The 16,252-nt window shown below is 45.6% G+C and carries 15 protein-coding genes; 9 read left to right on the forward strand and 6 right to left on the reverse strand.

What is annotated here, in order from left to right; all coding sequences use genetic code 11:
- Nucleotides 1-89: 89 nt before the first annotated feature.
- From trmL to JV36_RS0103910, 4 genes are all read right to left on the reverse strand, one after another.
- The gene (gene trmL / locus JV36_RS0103895; protein WP_032095459.1) at nt 90-554 is read right to left on the reverse strand and encodes a tRNA (uridine(34)/cytosine(34)/5-carboxymethylaminomethyluridine(34)-2'-O)-methyltransferase TrmL; all 465 of its coding nucleotides are present in this window, start codon (nt 552-554) and stop codon (nt 90-92) included.
- A 67-nt stretch (nt 555-621) separates the two neighbouring features.
- The gene (locus JV36_RS0103900) at nt 622-1,587 is read right to left on the reverse strand and encodes an alpha/beta fold hydrolase (RefSeq protein WP_032095460.1); all 966 of its coding nucleotides are present in this window, start codon (nt 1,585-1,587) and stop codon (nt 622-624) included.
- A gap of 181 nt (nt 1,588-1,768) precedes the next feature.
- On the reverse strand, nt 1,769-3,118 hold the full coding sequence (locus JV36_RS0103905) for an ATP-binding protein (protein ID WP_235207756.1): 1,350 nt from the start codon (nt 3,116-3,118) through the stop codon (nt 1,769-1,771).
- A gap of 5 nt (nt 3,119-3,123) precedes the next feature.
- A complete protein-coding gene (locus JV36_RS0103910; protein ID WP_032095462.1) occupies nt 3,124-3,831 on the reverse strand; it encodes a response regulator transcription factor in 708 nt (235 codons plus the stop codon).
- Between the two features lie 258 nt (nt 3,832-4,089).
- On the opposite strand from JV36_RS0103910, the gene JV36_RS0103915 reads away from it, so the two are divergent.
- Nucleotides 4,090-4,947 (forward strand): Spy/CpxP family protein refolding chaperone, encoded by an 858-nt coding sequence (locus JV36_RS0103915; RefSeq protein WP_032095463.1) that lies wholly within the window; start codon nt 4,090-4,092, stop codon nt 4,945-4,947.
- Between the two features lie 185 nt (nt 4,948-5,132).
- Here JV36_RS0103915 and JV36_RS0103920 read toward each other — a convergent pair whose 3' ends face one another.
- The gene (locus JV36_RS0103920) at nt 5,133-5,543 is read right to left on the reverse strand and encodes a methylglyoxal synthase (protein ID WP_032095464.1); all 411 of its coding nucleotides are present in this window, start codon (nt 5,541-5,543) and stop codon (nt 5,133-5,135) included.
- A gap of 576 nt (nt 5,544-6,119) precedes the next feature.
- Here JV36_RS0103920 and argC point away from each other — a divergent pair.
- The 8 genes from argC to JV36_RS0103960 all read left to right on the forward strand — a co-directional run bounded on the left by argC (nt 6,120) and on the right by JV36_RS0103960 (nt 14,614).
- Nucleotides 6,120-7,133: an N-acetyl-gamma-glutamyl-phosphate reductase gene (argC, locus tag JV36_RS0103925; protein WP_032095465.1), complete on the forward strand. Its 1,014-nt coding sequence runs from the start codon at nt 6,120-6,122 to the stop codon at nt 7,131-7,133.
- Complete coding sequence (gene argB, locus JV36_RS0103930; RefSeq protein ID WP_032095466.1) at nt 7,130-7,936, forward strand: acetylglutamate kinase; 807 nt, start codon at nt 7,130-7,132, stop codon at nt 7,934-7,936. The genes argC and argB overlap by 4 nt, the downstream gene beginning before the upstream one ends.
- Entirely contained in the window at nt 7,933-8,844 is a 912-nt protein-coding gene (locus JV36_RS0103935; protein ID WP_032095467.1) for an ornithine carbamoyltransferase, read from the forward strand. Before argB ends, JV36_RS0103935 begins: the two co-directional genes overlap by 4 nt.
- A 14-nt stretch (nt 8,845-8,858) precedes the next feature.
- On the forward strand, nt 8,859-10,064 hold the full coding sequence (locus tag JV36_RS0103940; RefSeq protein ID WP_032095468.1) for an argininosuccinate synthase: 1,206 nt from the start codon (nt 8,859-8,861) through the stop codon (nt 10,062-10,064).
- Nucleotides 10,065-10,088: 24 nt separating this feature from the next.
- On the forward strand, nt 10,089-11,492 hold the full coding sequence (argH, locus tag JV36_RS0103945; RefSeq protein WP_032095469.1) for an argininosuccinate lyase: 1,404 nt from the start codon (nt 10,089-10,091) through the stop codon (nt 11,490-11,492).
- An 18-nt stretch (nt 11,493-11,510) separates the two neighbouring features.
- Complete coding sequence (gene argA, locus JV36_RS0103950; RefSeq protein ID WP_032095470.1) at nt 11,511-12,824, forward strand: amino-acid N-acetyltransferase; 1,314 nt, start codon at nt 11,511-11,513, stop codon at nt 12,822-12,824.
- A gap of 137 nt (nt 12,825-12,961) precedes the next feature.
- A complete protein-coding gene (locus JV36_RS0103955; RefSeq protein WP_032095471.1) occupies nt 12,962-13,828 on the forward strand; it encodes an alpha/beta hydrolase family protein in 867 nt (288 codons plus the stop codon).
- A gap of 339 nt (nt 13,829-14,167) precedes the next feature.
- Nucleotides 14,168-14,614, forward strand: a complete 447-nt coding sequence (locus tag JV36_RS0103960; RefSeq protein WP_152561520.1) for a hypothetical protein — start codon at nt 14,168-14,170, stop codon at nt 14,612-14,614.
- 190 nt (nt 14,615-14,804) lie between these two features.
- On the opposite strand, the gene yghU is transcribed toward JV36_RS0103960, so the two are convergent.
- Nucleotides 14,805-15,662, reverse strand: coding sequence for a glutathione-dependent disulfide-bond oxidoreductase (gene yghU, locus JV36_RS0103965; RefSeq protein ID WP_032095472.1), 858 nt, complete (start codon nt 15,660-15,662; stop codon nt 14,805-14,807).
- Nucleotides 15,663-16,252: the final 590 nt, after the last annotated feature.

The following is a 16,252-nucleotide window of genomic DNA, read 5'->3' on the forward strand; positions in this document are numbered from 1 at the left end:
TTAAGAAGGTAGTCAGCGTGAGGGAGTCTCAACGCGAAATGGCCTCAACGCGAAATGGTTTCAATGCGAAAGGCTTTTAGTGCTAAAGGCTATCTTGCTCCTTCGTATCCCATTTGACGCCAGCTCTCATAAACAAACACAGACACGGCATTAGATAGGTTCATACTGCGACTGTCTGGCAGCATAGGAATTCTTACTCGCTGCCCTTCAGGAAGAGACTGAATAAATTCATCAGGTAGTCCTCTCGTCTCAGGGCCAAATATTAACGCATCACCTTTTTTATAGCTGACATCGCTATGAAAGGCTTTTCCTTTTGTGGTGCATGCAAAAATTCGCGTGGGTTTTGCATCTTCAATGTAGGCGTCCAAATTTGCATGTCGTGTCACATGGGCAAACTCGTGATAATCGAGGCCAGCCCGTCGTACTCGTTTATCGTCCCATTCAAAGCCAAGCGGCTCAATGAGGTGTAGCGCGAAACCACTATTGGCGCATAAACGAATAATGTTACCTGTATTAGGTGGAATTTCAGGTTGGTAAAGTACAATATCAAACATGCTGTGACTTCTGCTTACTGCTATAAAGTTAAGGGCTATGGAATGAGTTGCGACACTTCCAATGCGTTTAGCTAGAAAGGTAATCACATAGTCGATTTAGCACGGGCTCGCGTATGGAGTCCGACTCGGTAAATAACTCGTGATAGGCCCTGGGTATGACTTCTAACTCTGCATTTGGCATTTTCTTTGCCACTCGGCGCTGACGAGTATTATCAATAATGCTGTCACCATCGGCACTAAAAATTATCATAGGTGTAGTGACGGCCCTAGCACTATCTTCTATTCGGTGCATAGCTTCATGTGCAGCAGCTAGCCATTCTGTGGTCACGCCACCCAGCTGTATTTCTTGCTCTTCATCATACAGCGAACGAAATAGCGCATAGCGGGATTTGCTGTGAGTGAGTTTATTCAATGAATAGGGGAATGCGATGTAAGGCGTTTGGCCAAAAAAGTACCCCGACTGCTGCTTTCTCATTCTATTTACGGCCAGGCCCGTACGAATAAGTCCGTTGGCCACCCAGTCAGGCAAGGCTGGCTTGATACCAAACATAGGCGAAGCCAATACGGCTTTGTCAAATAAAGTAGGCACCCGTAGCAGAGTGAGGGCACCAATTGCTCCACCCATTGAGTGACACACAAGCTGTAACTCGCCACACTGTTTTGGCTTTACTATCTCTTTAACGAAGGTGATCAGGTCGTCCACGTAATCATCGAAGCTGCTTACATAGCCATGCTGAGGGTCGTGAGTCAGCCTATCGGACAGCCCTTGTCCTCGATGATCAAGAATGAAGACAGTAAACCCATTTTGGTATAGGTCAAAAATAAGCTCTTTATACTTTAAGTAAGACTCAATTCTGCCAGAACTGATCACCACCGTAGAACGCGGGTTCTTTGGAATACAAAACGCGTACCGAACACTGAAACCTTCTTGGCCTTTAAAAGCCCCTTCAGTGACGTGCTCTTGCCAGAATGGGTTTATTGCCGTAGCAAACGTCGTCGCCAGGTCATTTTCAGACGTGAACGTCCATTCCATGTGTTTTGCCTTGTTATAAAGTTGTTATATCGAAATGATACCTAAAAACCTAGGTACTTTACCAACATACTCACAAAGTTTTATTTATTTAATAGCAGATTAGGGCATGTTAATGTTTGTTGTGCGAGTTTTGGGCTAAATGTACAGCAAAGATCAACACGCCCTAGGGTAACACCATGCACTACCGGGGAAAGGATAAAGTCACCTTTAACCCTTTATCACTTTGAGGTTCAGCGCAGATAACTCCGTTATGTAACTCTACAGCGGCCTTGGCAATAGAGAGTCCAAGCCCAACTCCGCCAGACTCACGCTCTCTGGCCAGAGATGCTCGATAGAACGGAGAAAATATTTGCTCGCACTCTTTTTGTGACAAACCATCACCATCATCTGAAATAGAGATATGCCACTGTGTATCGTCATGCTCAAAAGCAACCGAGGTAAGTGCTTTACTGTGGCGAATAGCATTTCGTATCACGTTTTCCACCGCCCTGCAGAGCATGTTGCTATCAACCTCAACGGTTATTTGTGGTACTTGTGCAATACGCAGCTGCTTATTTTTATTTTGTGCCTCAAAGTTAGCGTCAGTAAATACATCGTTGAGCACTTCGGTTAGGGGCTGCTTGGTAAGCGACACATGACCAGCCTCAACACGACTTAGCGTAAGTAGCTGTGCCACCAAGGCTTCCATGCGTTCAGCTTCTCGCTCAACTCGGCTTAACGTGTCAGGGTCTACGTTTTGTTGATACGCCAGTCCTAATGCCATTTGTAGCCTAGCCAGTGGCGACCTCAACTCATGAGATACATCAGCTAAGAGGCGCTTCTGTGAGCCCCACATGGCTTGTAATCGTGCTGCCATTGTATTGAAGTCTCGGGCTAGCTCACCTAATTCATCATGGCGATTCGATGCGAAGCCTACTCGCGTATCCCACTGCCCGCTGGCAAGCTTCTTGGCAGAACTTTGTATATCAAGAATGGGTGAAGTTAACGAGCGTGCAAACAACCAACTCAGTATGGTAGTAGTAAGGATGGCGATAAAAAACAGCAATAAAAACGATGGCTTATTTTCCTGAGCGCGATCAAACTTTGCTGAGAAGAGCGCATAACGCTCTTCATCATGGTTAAAAAACACAGGCCCAGAAAACTTTACGGCTCCGCGTTTAATTGCAATGGCAGACTCTTGCCCAATTAAATTTTGCAGCGCCCGAACATCAACATCTCGAAGGGGCGGCCCGGAAGGCGCAATGACTTGTTTGCTGTTGGTATTCACAGCGATTAAACGCCACCGTCTTTCTCGCTCGAAGCGGTTAAGCAGTTTAACGAGAGGCACTTGCTGCACATTGTTACGCTGAATTCGCGAGACAGAAACGGACAGTGCGCGCACATCCTGGGGTTTAATATCAACAACTTCTAACTCTTCGAAGAAAAACCGTGTCCCCACAACGGCCAGCGCTGCTGTTACAAGAAATGTAGCCCAAAACCACAAAAAAATGCGCCCCATAATTTTGCGTGTGGGATTTAACTTTTTAAACATCTGCATTACTCCGGCAGCAGCATATAACCCACACCGCGCAGGGTTTTTATCTTATCACCAGGCGCCACTGCAGAAATTTTCTTGCGTAAATTACTCACATGCATATCGATACTTCTATCAAAAGCTTGTAAGGGCTTGCCCAGTACTTTTAGGCTAATTTGCTCTTTTGTAACCCGTTGTGCGGCATTCAGCATTAGAAGCCTGAGCACCATAAACTCCGTGGTTGTCAGCTCTAGCGCTATATCGCTCACCTTAACCTGCTGACTACTAGGGCTAAGAAAGATGTCATTAATAAGAAGGTCTTGCTCTGTGCCGCCGCCACCGGCAGACAAGGTGTAGCGCCGCACTATGGCTTTAATTCGCGCTACTAGCTCTCTGTGGTTAAAGGGCTTTGGCAAATAATCATCGGCTCCCAATTCAAGACCTAAGATCCTGTCGTAGTCATCACCGCGAGCCGTCAACATAAGCACTGGTGTAGTATGGCTAGCGCGAAGTTTTTGGAGCACGTCGAAACCGTCCATTTTTGGCATCATTACATCGAGAAGAATAAGGTCGTAATGATGGCCGGATATTGCTTCAGACAATCCGGCTTCACCGTCGTTTTTCACGTTAACGCTATATCCCATACCAGAGAGATAAGTCGACAACATATCTGTTAGTTCAATGTCATCATCGATGACTAATACAGACTGTAGATGGAACTCCTTGTTCATGAAAACACACTCACCTTTCTATGATTTATTCCCATACCCACTGTGCCCATTGATTGAAACTGCACGCTGCTAAGCAATGCTATTACTGGACTGCACAGCGTCTATATAACTTCTATATAATTTCTATATAGCTACTATATCGCTTCCACTCTTTCTAGTCTTGATATCGTATCGCCTTTACACAAGCTTTACAGTTTGCTGACTGTATAGCTAGACGATTGGTACTAATCTATCAGTGTCAATTAAAAGGAGACGAAAATGAAACGATTACTTATTACCACCGCAATTGTAGCGACTGTAGGTATCAGTGGTTTTGCTTATGCCAAGCATCACGACACAGAAATGCGTCACCATCAATCAGCGAAATTTTCAGTTAAACAGATGGTTAAACAGCTTCGCGGCCTTTCTCTTAGTGAAGTACAAAAAAGTGAAATTAAAGCGCTAGTCACTCAATTTAAAGAAGCCAACTCTAATGAAACCAAGGGCTATTCAAGAGAAGAGCGCAGGAATGCTGACTCAACGCCAAGAGTAGACTTGGCCACAGCGACGGACGCTGAAATTACTGAGATGGTGACACAGCGTGTTGCAAAGCAATCGTCGAAGCAGCTTGAATTTGCAACATTACGCCATGATGTGTTTGCCGTGTTAACCACAGAGCAGCAAGCAGAACTCGATGAGCGCCACTCTAAGTTTGAAGAGAAGCGTGAACGCAAACATGAACGCAGAGAGCAGGCCATGCAGTCGCACAAAGATAGCAGAGGCGACAAACAGCAGCGTGGAAAAAGAGAGATGAAACAGTTTGCTGGCCTGTCTTTGTCTGATGAACAAAAGGCCGAGATTGCGCAATTGATTGATTCACAGAAAGAGAGTGCAGAGTCTCATCGCGAAACAGTGAAAACATTCAAACAGGCACAGCGCGATTTAGTGAGAAGTGATGCGTTCTCTGAGGATGCTTTTATCGCCCTTAGCGCGAAGTATGAAGATGACCTTATCGCTGCTGGCGTTGAAAAGGTTAAATTCAGAAGTACATTAATGGCCGTGCTTACCGACGAGCAACAAGAAGAGCTTAAAAGCAGGAAAAGAGAAATGCGAGGGTTGATGGATCTAATTAAGTAGGGCTCTTACCTAGTTAGCACTTAATCTTAATAGCCCTTAATTTTAATAGCATCGATACCATTTATCGTTGATTCAAAGCCGAGACATTACTCTCGGCTTTTTGTTTTGGCCCGCGCTCTTTTGGGTTTGATGCTCTGGGCCAGTAAGAATTAGGGCAATGATTCTACGCCAATTCGTCTCAACGTTTAAAAGTGGGGCTTAACTGGCTTATATTCTGGCGACAAAAATAGCGGTGACGTCACAACTAAATCGGCGGTTGCCGGTGTGCAAGCCACAGGTACGTTCCATACAGAACACAAGCGCAGCAGCGCTTTAACATCGGGGTCGTGAGGAGCGGCATTTAACGGGTCCCAGAAAAAGAATAAGGCATCTAACTTATTTTCAGCAATCAGTGCCCCAATTTGCTGGTCACCACCTAACGGGCCGCTTTTAAAGCGCTGTACCGGAAGTCCAATTTCATCAGCAACCAGCCCCCCTGTTGTTCCAGTGGCTACGAGGTTGCACTGTTCTAATATTTTTTTATGCTGATTCGCCCACGCTAACAACTCAGGTTTTTTGTGGTCGTGGGCAACTAGGGCCAAAGTAAGCTTGCTCATTGCTGAATGTGCCTTTTTATGTGTAAACCGATAAATACGATTATGACAACCAATAATAATAACCAATTATGACAACAGGGAAAGTGTACAGCGTCTTACGCTGTTTACATAGCCATCCTCGCCAAAACTGCATGTATAAATATTCAATATCAGCGAAGTCCGTGTCAAATTTATGTAACAGATACTAATGTACTATATTAGTTAACGAATATATCACAGCAAAAAGCGATAAAGACCACTCAATTTAAAATATTTATACATTAATATTGCATATAAATTCAAAATTGGTAGACTTATCCACGGTCAAAACAGTCGTCCATTGTGAGGATGACACGATACAGGAACGCATAATGACAACATCGATTTACGCTGCTGAATTTAATAGCAACGTAACCATGTTTACCACTCCCCTGGCTAGCTACACTTTGCATAGTGTGCGACGACGCTCGCGTTCATCTATGCTGTTGCAGTAGCACACTTTTTACCTTTGTAATGTGGTAGCGGTTAGGCAATAGAGTCCAATCAGTTTACAAAGGTAAAAAGTGATTTTTTTTCTTTATTCAAAATAGACTTATTATGTATAACGTATCAATTATTGGTGCCAGTGGTTACACCGGGGCACAGCTTGTAGAGTTAGTTCAACAGCATCCTGCATTGACGCTGTCTGGAACCTATGTGTCATCGAACAGCGCCGATGCCAATAAACCCATTGGCGAGCTTCACGGAAAGTTAGCTCACGTTGATGCAACACTTATCCCCATTAGCGACAGCATCTTAGAGTCGTTAGCGCATGACGTTGACTTTATATTCTTAGCAACGCCTCATGAAGCAAGCCACGACTGGATGCCAGTGCTTACCTCAGGCTCAGCAAAAGTACTCGATCTGTCTGGCGCATTTAGGCTAAAAGACACTGAGGTATTCGAGGCGTTTTATGGTTTTCCTCACATGCAGCAAGAAAGTTTAGACAATGCGGTTTATGGACTGGCTGAGTGGTATTCCTCGTCTATTGAGCAAGCCAAAATTATTGCTGTACCGGGCTGCTACCCCACCGCCAGCCTAAGTGCACTTAAGCCGCTAGGTGAAAACAACTTGTTAGATAACGCTGTTCGCCCCGTCATTAATGCGGTGTCCGGTGTCTCTGGAGCCGGTAGAAAAGCAAGCCTTACCACCAGCTTTTTCGAAGTTAGCCTGCATGCCTATGGTGTTTTAGGCCACCGCCATACGCCGGAAATTGAGGCATACCTAGGCACCCCCGTTATCTTCACGCCTCATTTAGGTAATTTTAAACGCGGGATCTTAGCTACGGTAACGGTGAAATTAAAATCAGGTGTCACTCAAGAGCAACTTGATGAAGCCTATAAAGCTGCCTATGCTGATAAGCCTATTGTTCGTTTGCGCAGCAGCTTCCCTAAAATAGATGATGTAGCGCACACGCCATTTGTTGATCTTTACTGGAAGCTTGATGAGTCATCAGGTTATGCCGTTGTCACATCAGCAATTGATAACGTTATGAAAGGCGCAGCATCGCAGGCCATTCAATGCGTAAACATTATGACTAAACAGCCAATAGAAACAGGGTTAGTACTATGAGCCGTTCCCCCATTGTCATAAAGGTAGGTGGCGCGTTACTCGATGACGCCGCTGCGATGACCCAGTTATTTTTAAGCGTTAAAGAAGTACAAAAAAGCCGTCCTGTTGTGGTTGTGCATGGCGGTGGGCCATTGGTGGAAACCTTAATGGCGAGCTTAGGACTTAAGAGTACTAAGATAGATGGGCTAAGGGTAACCCCAGATGAACATATGCCTTACATTTGTGGTGCGCTAGCGGGCTCGGCAAACAAACAGCTTTGTGCTGCGGCAATAGCGTCGGGATTAACGCCCGTGGGCTTATCACTACTTGATGGAAACATGGTAGTTTGTGAACCACTGGCAGACAAATACGGTGCCGTTGGTACGCCTGCCACTGCCGACGCAAGCTTTTTAAAAAGCGTATTAGCCCAGTCAGTGCTGCCGGTTATCAGCTCTATTGGCTCAAGCGCACAAGGCAGATTGCTCAACATCAACGCCGACCAAGCAGCAACGGTAATTGCTGAATTACTGGATGCCGAACTATTGCTGCTTTCCAACGTTGATGGCGTGCTCGATGGCAACAAAGCGCTTATTGGCGAGTTAGACGCAACGCGCATAGAAGAATACTCTGCTGCGGGCGTTATTATTGATGGCATGAAGGTAAAGGTCGACGCAGCTCTTCAGTCAGCAAACACTCTATCGCGTGCGGTCTATATTGCCAGCTGGACTGCAGATATCACTGACATACTTAATAAAAACACGGGTACACAAATTATACCCTGCGAGACCTCGTCACTAAATGGCGTCTTGGGAGACAACGAATGAAACAGGATTTATTAACATTTGCCAACTGGACCCCAGAGGCAATGGAAGCATTACTTAAACTTGCGGTTGAAATAAAGCAAGCACCGGCAAGTTATAGCAATGTGCTAAAAGGAAAGTCGATTGTTGCGCTATTTGAAAAACCGTCTCTGCGCACACGCGTGAGCTTTGATATTGGTATTAACAAGCTTGGCGGCCACATGGTGTATCTTGATGTACAATCGGGCAAGCTGGCCGGTCGTGAAGACTCGGTAGATACCGCAGCAAACCTTTCGTGCTGGGCGGATGCCATTGTTGCTCGCGTATTTTCTCACTCGACATTAGAGACCTATGCTGAAGCGGCAAATGTACCTGTGGTTAACGCATTGTGCGATAAATACCACCCGTGCCAAGGCTTGGCCGACTACCTCACCATGTTCGAGCGTTTTGGTAAAACCACAGGTTTGACTATGACCTATATCGGCGATGGCAACAACGTAACCCATTCGCTATTGATTGTTGGTGCCCTGTTAGGTTGCAACCAAGTTGTGATTACCCCGAAAGGTCACGAAGCAGATGCCAGCATTGTCGCTCATGCAAAAGCGTTAGCTGAGAAGACCGGCGCAACCATTGTTGAAAGTAACGAGTTAGAAGCCGCAAATGGTACCGATGTCATCTATACCGACACTTGGCTTTCAATGGGTGATGACACTCCGCTTGAAACTATTAAGGCAACGTTTATGCCGTATCAAGTGAACGAAGCGCTAATGGAGGCATCGGGTGCAAGCTTTGTAATGCACTGCCAGCCGGCCCATCGTGACTTAGAAATTACTGGCTCACTGATTGATAGTGACAAGTCGCTATTAATGCAGCAAGCCGAAAACAGAATGCATGGCCAAAACGCCATCCTTACTCAATTACTCAGTGCCTAAGAGGAACTACTTAGATGCAAAACGTTAAAAAAATCGTGTTGGCCTACTCCGGCGGGCTTGATACCTCAGCTATCATTCCATGGCTTAAAGAAAACTATGACTGTGAAGTAGTGGCGTTTGCCGCTGATGTAGGTCAAGGGGATGAAGAGCTTGAAGGCCTTCATGAAAAAGCGATCGCTTCAGGTGCTAGCGAGTGCCACATCATCGATTTGAAAGAAGAGTTCGTTAACGACTACATCTTTCCAACAATTACCACAGGCGCTGTATATGAAGGCGAGTATCTATTAGGTACTTCAATGGCCCGCCCGGTTATCGCAAAAGCGCAAGTAGAAGTGGCAAGAAAAGTAGGTGCTGATGCACTGTGTCACGGCTGTACCGGTAAAGGTAATGACCAAGTACGCTTTGAAAGTACCTTTGCGGCACTAGCACCAGATTTAACGGTTATCGCACCATGGCGTGAGTGGGATATGGTAAGCCGTGAAGACTTATTGGCCTATTTGGCCGAGCGCAACATTGCCACTACGGCCTCAGCAACAAAGATATACAGCCGTGACGCCAACGCATGGCATATTTCTCACGAAGGCGGTGAGCTTGAAGATCCATGGCAAGAGCCGACGAAAGAAGTCTGGACTATGACGGTAGACCCAGAAGATGCGCCAAACACACCAGAGCGCATAAATTTGTCATTTAACGAAGGTAGACTCACTCACATTGACGGCGAAGCATTATCGCCATATCAAGCGTTAGTGAAGCTAAACACGGTTGCGGCGGCACACGGCGTGGGTCGTATCGATATTGTTGAAAACCGTTTAGTGGGCATGAAGTCTCGTGGCTGTTATGAAACTCCTGGCGGCACAGTGCTGCTAAAAGCATACAAAGCACTTGAGACAATGGTACTTGATAAAGCAGCGCTTAAATACCGCGAGCAAATTGGCTTAGAGTTTTCCCACGTTATGTATGACGGACGTTGGTTTACTGCGCTAAACGATTCACTGCTTGCTGGTGCGGCATCCTTCGCGAAAAAAGTGACGGGTGATATCGTGGTTAAACTTTATAAAGGTCAGGCAACTGTAACCCAGCGTCGCTCGCCTAACAGCTTGTATTCTGAAGACTTCGCCACATTTGGCGCCGATGATGTATACGACCAAAAACACGCTGAAGGATTTATCCGTTTATTCAGCCTGTCTAGTCGTATTGAAGCATTAAAAAACCAAGGCTAATCACAAGGGTTAAAGGAGTATCACATGGCGTTGTGGGGTGGCCGGTTTGAATCCGGTGCAAGTAGTATGTTTAAGCAGGTTAACGACTCTTTACCGTTTGACCGTGTTATGGCGAGCCAAGATATACAAGGCTCAATAAGTTGGTCGCGCGCGCTGCAAAAAGCGGGCGTGCTCACTGTTGACGAACAGCAGCAGCTAGAAGCAGCACTGAGCGAGCTTAAAGCGCAAGCTGATGCCGGCGAGTTAGATTTTGATGCCTCTAGCGAAGAAGATATTCACAGCTTTGTAGAAGCTGCGCTTATCGAAAAGCTGGGTGATATTGGCAGAAAACTGCACACGGGTAGAAGCCGTAACGATCAAGTTGCAACCGATTTTAGGCTGTGGGTTCGCGAACATATTGCTTCACTTCGCAGCGACGTTCTTGGCGTCATTAAATCGCTGCTAAACGCTGCAAGTCGCCATCAGGAAGCTATCATTCCTGGTTATACCCACTTACAGCGCGCTCAACCTATTCACTTTGCACATTGGTGCTTGGCATACGTTGAAATGCTAAAGCGCGATCTGAGTCGACTTGATGACCTAAAAGCAAGAATGAACCAGTGTCCACTGGGCTCTGGTGCATTAGCTGGTACAACATTCCCTGTTGACCGCCATGCCATTGCCGATGAGTTAGGGTTTGATTCTCCTTGCCTAAACAGCTTAGATGCAGTTTCAGATCGCGACTTCGTGCTTGAGCTTTTATTCACCGCAAGCACAAGCATGATGCACTTATCTCGCCTGGCTGAAGATATGATTTTTTACAACTCTGGCGAAGCTGGCTTTCTTCAGCTAGGTGATAGCGTGACATCGGGCTCTTCACTTATGCCTCAGAAGAAAAACCCGGATGCACTAGAGTTAATGCGCGGGAAATGCGGCCGAGTCTTCGGTTCACTACAAGCACTGCTAGTCACCATGAAAGGGCTGCCTCTTGCGTACAACAAAGATATGCAGGAAGACAAAGAAGGTGCTATTGACGCTGTCAATCAATGGCATATTTGTTTGTGCATCGCCAGTGAAGTGCTCGACTCGTTGCAACTAAACGAGGAGCGCTGCCGCGTTGCTGCAGCGCAAGGGTATTCCAATGCCACTGAACTTGCTGACTACTTGGTGGGCAAAGGCATTCCGTTTAGAACCGGTCACGATATTGCAGGTCGCGTGGTGCTGCAGGCTATTGATAGTGGCTGTGCCATTGAAGATTTGCCCCTTAGCCAGCTGCAGTCTATTTGCGACAAGATTGAAGACGATGTGTATCCGGTGCTGCAGCTTGAGTTTGGCGTTAATCAACGAAATATACTTGGCGGAACCAGTAAAGAAACAGTGACTAAAGCGCTGTATCAAGAACTGGAAAGCTTGGATCAAGAGCTGGAAAGCTTAGATAAACAAGGGTAGCGGTAGGGACATACTCGCATGGTATTAGCGCATCACGATGGCATTAAATTATTTCGCAGCTCGCTGCCTTATATTAATGCCCACCAGGGAAAGACCTTTGTATTGATGTTCGGTGGCGAAGCCATTGAACATCCCAATTTCCCTAATATTATTCACGATATCGCATTGCTGAATACGCTTGGCGTGCGCGTAGTTATTGTGCACGGTGCGAGGCCGCAAATAGACTCAAGAGTGGCCCTTCGCAATATTGAAGGACGCTTTGAAGACGGCGTAAGAATTACCGACAAGCAAACTCTTGAGTGCGTAAAAGACGCCGCTGGCTCGGTGCGTTCTCAAGTAGAAGCCTTGTTAACCATGGGCCTTCCAAACTCTCCAATGCACGGCGCACAAATTCGCGTTTGTTCTGGAAATTTAGTTGTCGCAAAACCCATGGGAGTGCGCAACGGTATTGATTTTGAAAATACCGGTTTAGTGAGACGCATTGATATAACGGGCATTAACGATCATTTAAATGACGGTTCAATCGTTTTGCTTTCGCCCATGGGGTATTCAGCGACAGGAGAGGTGTTCAACCTGTCTCATGAAGATGTGGCCACCCAAGCTGCAATTACACTTAAAGCCGACAAGCTCATTGTATTTTCAAATTACGATGGCGTGTATAACAGCGATGGAAAACTGCTTCGCACCATCGAGCGCCCTCAGTTAGAGAAAATGATAATGGGCGGCAGCATTACCACGGAACACACTGTACTGCGTGCTCTCACCACCAGCGTATCTGCTGGCGTGCCACGAGCACACTGCATTAGTTATGAAAACGACGGTGCACTGCTTCAAGAGCTGTTCACTCGCGATGGCACAGGCTCATTAGTGATGGAACATCATTACGAGCAATTGCGAGCTGCTACCATTGACGATGTGGGCGGCATACTGAATCTTATTAAGCCTTTAGAAGACAGTGGCGTATTGGTCAAACGCTCTCGCGAACGCCTTGAGAGTGAAATTAATCAATTTATTATTATTGTACGTGATGGAATGATCATCGCTTGCGCAGCACTTTATCTGTATCCCGAGGATGACTGTGCCGAGCTCGCGTGTGTGGCAACACATCAAGATTACCGCGGCAAAAACCGCGGGGAACGTATACTAGAAGAAGTATGCAGGCGTGCTAAAGAAGCGTGTATCAATCGTATATTTGTACTGACCACAGTGACGGCTCACTGGTTTTTAGAGCAGGGATTTCAGCCTGCAGATATCAGCGCTTTGCCAGAAGTGAAAAAAGAACTGTACAACTTCCAGCGTAATTCGAAGGTGTTTACACTAAACGTAGAGTAACCTTTTCTCCTGTGCCAAAAGGCTCTAAAGGCCGCTTTGGCATGGGCATTTATCATCAAAATAAATACCCTCTTTGTTGCAAATTAACGGCAAACTCTCTTTACTGGTAAGACCAGAAACTGCGAGCGGGCCTATTTGTGACAGACATAAAAACCGACGATATCTTTGTAACCTGCGAAGACAAAACCCAGCTAAAAGCCACTTTATTTACACCTAGTACCCCACCGAAAGCGGCTATCATGGTGGGCCCTGCTACGGGCATAAAACGTCAATTTTATCGCGCCTTCGCCACGTATTTGTGCGAACAAGGCTACGGTGTCATCACATTCGATAATCGTGGTATTGGAGAATCGTGTAACGTTCCGTTAAAGCACAGCAATGCGTCGCTAGTAAGCTGGGGCGAGCAAGACATGCCTGCCGTACTATCAACGCTCAAATCTCATTTTTCACACTGTCATTATTTTTTAGTGGGCCATAGCGCAGGTGGGCAATTGCTAGGTCTCATGCATAATGTTCACGACCTGAGTGCGTTTTGCAACTTTGGTAGTTCATCCGGTAGTTTGCGCAATATGCGTAAGAGATATTTAATCAAAGCGCATTTTTTTATGAATGGCTTTATTCCCTTAAGTAACTTTTTGTTTGGCTGCACGAACTCACAATGGGTTGGTATGGGTGAGCCATTGCCAAAAAAGGTTGCTCGCCAGTGGCAACAATGGTGTAACGGCAGTGGATACATAAAAACGGCTTTTGGGAAGGAAGTAAAAAACCATTATTTTGACGATATCCGTATTCCCTCAAAATGGTTTCTTGCCACTGATGATGACATAGCTAACATAAAAAATGTGCATGACATGATAAGTGTGTTTCCCAATATGAAGGCTGAAGTGGAGCAGCTCGACCCTGCCGAGCACAACGTGAAGGACATTGGTCACATGAAATTCTTCTCACGCAAGTGCCAACACCTTTGGCCTAAAGTAACTGAGTACTTTGATAGTGTTGCTTAGTACAGAGTAAAAAGTCGTGACTTTCGCCACGGCTTTTATCGTTTTACTCCCCCACTATTTAACTAGCCGAACGAGATAACACAGCCTCTCTTACTTGAGCGCCGTAGTTTTTATCGGCTAGATCATATTGAGCAAACACCCAACCCTGATACATTAAATTCCGGTTAATTGGATGAGATAAACAAACGTTTACCACTTTATCTACGTATATTTATGTAATCGTACTATCACTCATTTTTCTTTATCGATATGGCGCTGCATACATCACGACTACTCACTGTTGCTATTGTCTTTGTGCTTCTCACCATAGGCGCGGGCGCCCTTTTTTCATATAAAAGTATGAGTAAACACGCCTTGAAACGAGAAGAACTTAATTTTATGGGCAGCAAAGGTTGGTCATGGTTTGACGAAAAGCGGCGTGTTCAAATAAAGAGAGTTGAAGGGGATTTACCTGCTTTGCGTAAGGTATACGTAGATGAAAATTATGCAGCCCTTTTAACCATTAGCGATAATGGCCGTTATCGAGGTTTTGTATTCTTTGACGAACCCTGCGAAGAAGGTTCCGCTATTACAGAAACTAAATACTATGGTGCCGACGGTGAGCAAAATATTGATGTGCTGCACTGTATTCAAGGAAAATTGGTGTTTATGAAGTCGTGGGCAACACCTCCAGAAACACGGTGGGAAGGAAACGTTGGCGACTTTCGTTTTTCAGTATCACTTGAAGATTGGGATCTTAAACCGTTGCAAAAAGCCTACTATAAAAGCCGAGCCGTGCTTATTTAGCTATGCTTGTTTAACTGCGCTTAATTAACTGTGCTTAGTTAACTGTGCTTAGTTAACTGCGTTGGTTAACTGCAATAATTAACTGCATTAGTTAATGTCACTAGCATCACGAAAAACAGCTGTGTCGCCACCACCGACAACGTCAATGATGGCGCTTTACACAGTCATCTTCCTCTTATTTCAAACGTCTTTAGCTATTCGCTAGGGCGTTATCAATATCAGCAGCGCTGTGTCGGTTCTCCAACTGTCCGTCTTCGCCCCACGTTTTATTAACGATACGGCCGCGCTGCACACCTTTGCGCTTTTCAACACGCTGGGCCCATTCAAGCAGATGGGTATAATCTTCTACTTGTAAAAACGTAGCGGCGTCATACAAATTACCTAGCACGAGGTTGCCGTACCATGGCCATATGGCGATATCCGCTATGCTGTACTCATCGCCCGCCATGAATGTATTCTTCGCCAAATGTTTATCTAAAACATCTAATTGACGTTTCGTTTCCATAGTAAAGCGGTTAATGGGGTACTCCATTGGGTATGGCGCGTAACTGTAAAAATGGCCAAAACCACCACCGAGATAAGGCGCACTGCCCACCTGCCAGAATAACCAGTTCATGCATTCTGCTTTAGCATGAGCATCTTTGGGAATAAATTTATCGAACTTTTCAGCTAAGTACATCAGGATGGAGCCCGACTCAAACAGCTTTGTTTCCGGCGTGGTTGTAGTATCCACCATCGCGGGTATTTTACTATTTGGGTTTACATCCACAAAGCCTGAAGAAAATTGATCGCCCTCTCCGATATTCACCAACCAAGCGTCATATTCAGCCTCATCCACGCCTGCGGCCAACAACTCTTCTAGCATGATGGTGACTTTTTGCCCGTTTGGTGTGGCTAAAGAATGAAGCTGAAATCCATGCTCACCTTGTTCACGGGCCTTTTCATGGGTCGCACCAGACACAGGGCGATTAATGCTAGCCCACTTATTACCGTCGTCTTTGTCCTGCGCCCATATTTTAGGAGGGGTGTAATTATCAGATACTGACATTGCTTTTCCTTTTTGTCGCTGCTTGTAAAATGTATCTATTAACTAAGAACAACTTTTAAAGAGATAGAGCTCACCGGTGTCGACCAATAAACAAGGTTATAGGCTCACCAACATAAAAAAAGCCGAGCGGTGAAATTTACCAGCTCGGCCTACAATAAAAGGCGCACACTCCTTTGCACGCAAAGCGGTAGTGTACGGATAGCGTTAGCGAGTTGAGCTAGCGAATTACACTTGCGCTAATCTACCCGTACATATCAATTAACTGCATTTGCACCGCGCTTATTCGTCACGCGTGCTTGCACGACTGTGCATATCAATATCTAGTTATCAATAATTAAGCCAACTTCAAAAAATCTATTATTTTCATAGCGTTATAAAATTCAAAGCGAAAAAATCAAGAAGAAATAGAGGAAAATGTTGCACATTGGTGACAATGTTTTACCGAGGGAGGTGGAAAGGCGATTGCTAGGATATATTTCACCTAAAAGTACACACAAAAAAGCAGGCGTTGCGCCTAATGCCGATCAGTTAAGAAATATTTTAGCGATCGGTTGACCGATCTTTTATAGATGCAAAAATCCGATGAGCAT

This window comes from Alteromonas sp. LOR (genome assembly GCF_000753865.1).
In the GTDB taxonomy this organism is placed as follows: domain Bacteria; phylum Pseudomonadota; class Gammaproteobacteria; order Enterobacterales; family Alteromonadaceae; genus Alteromonas.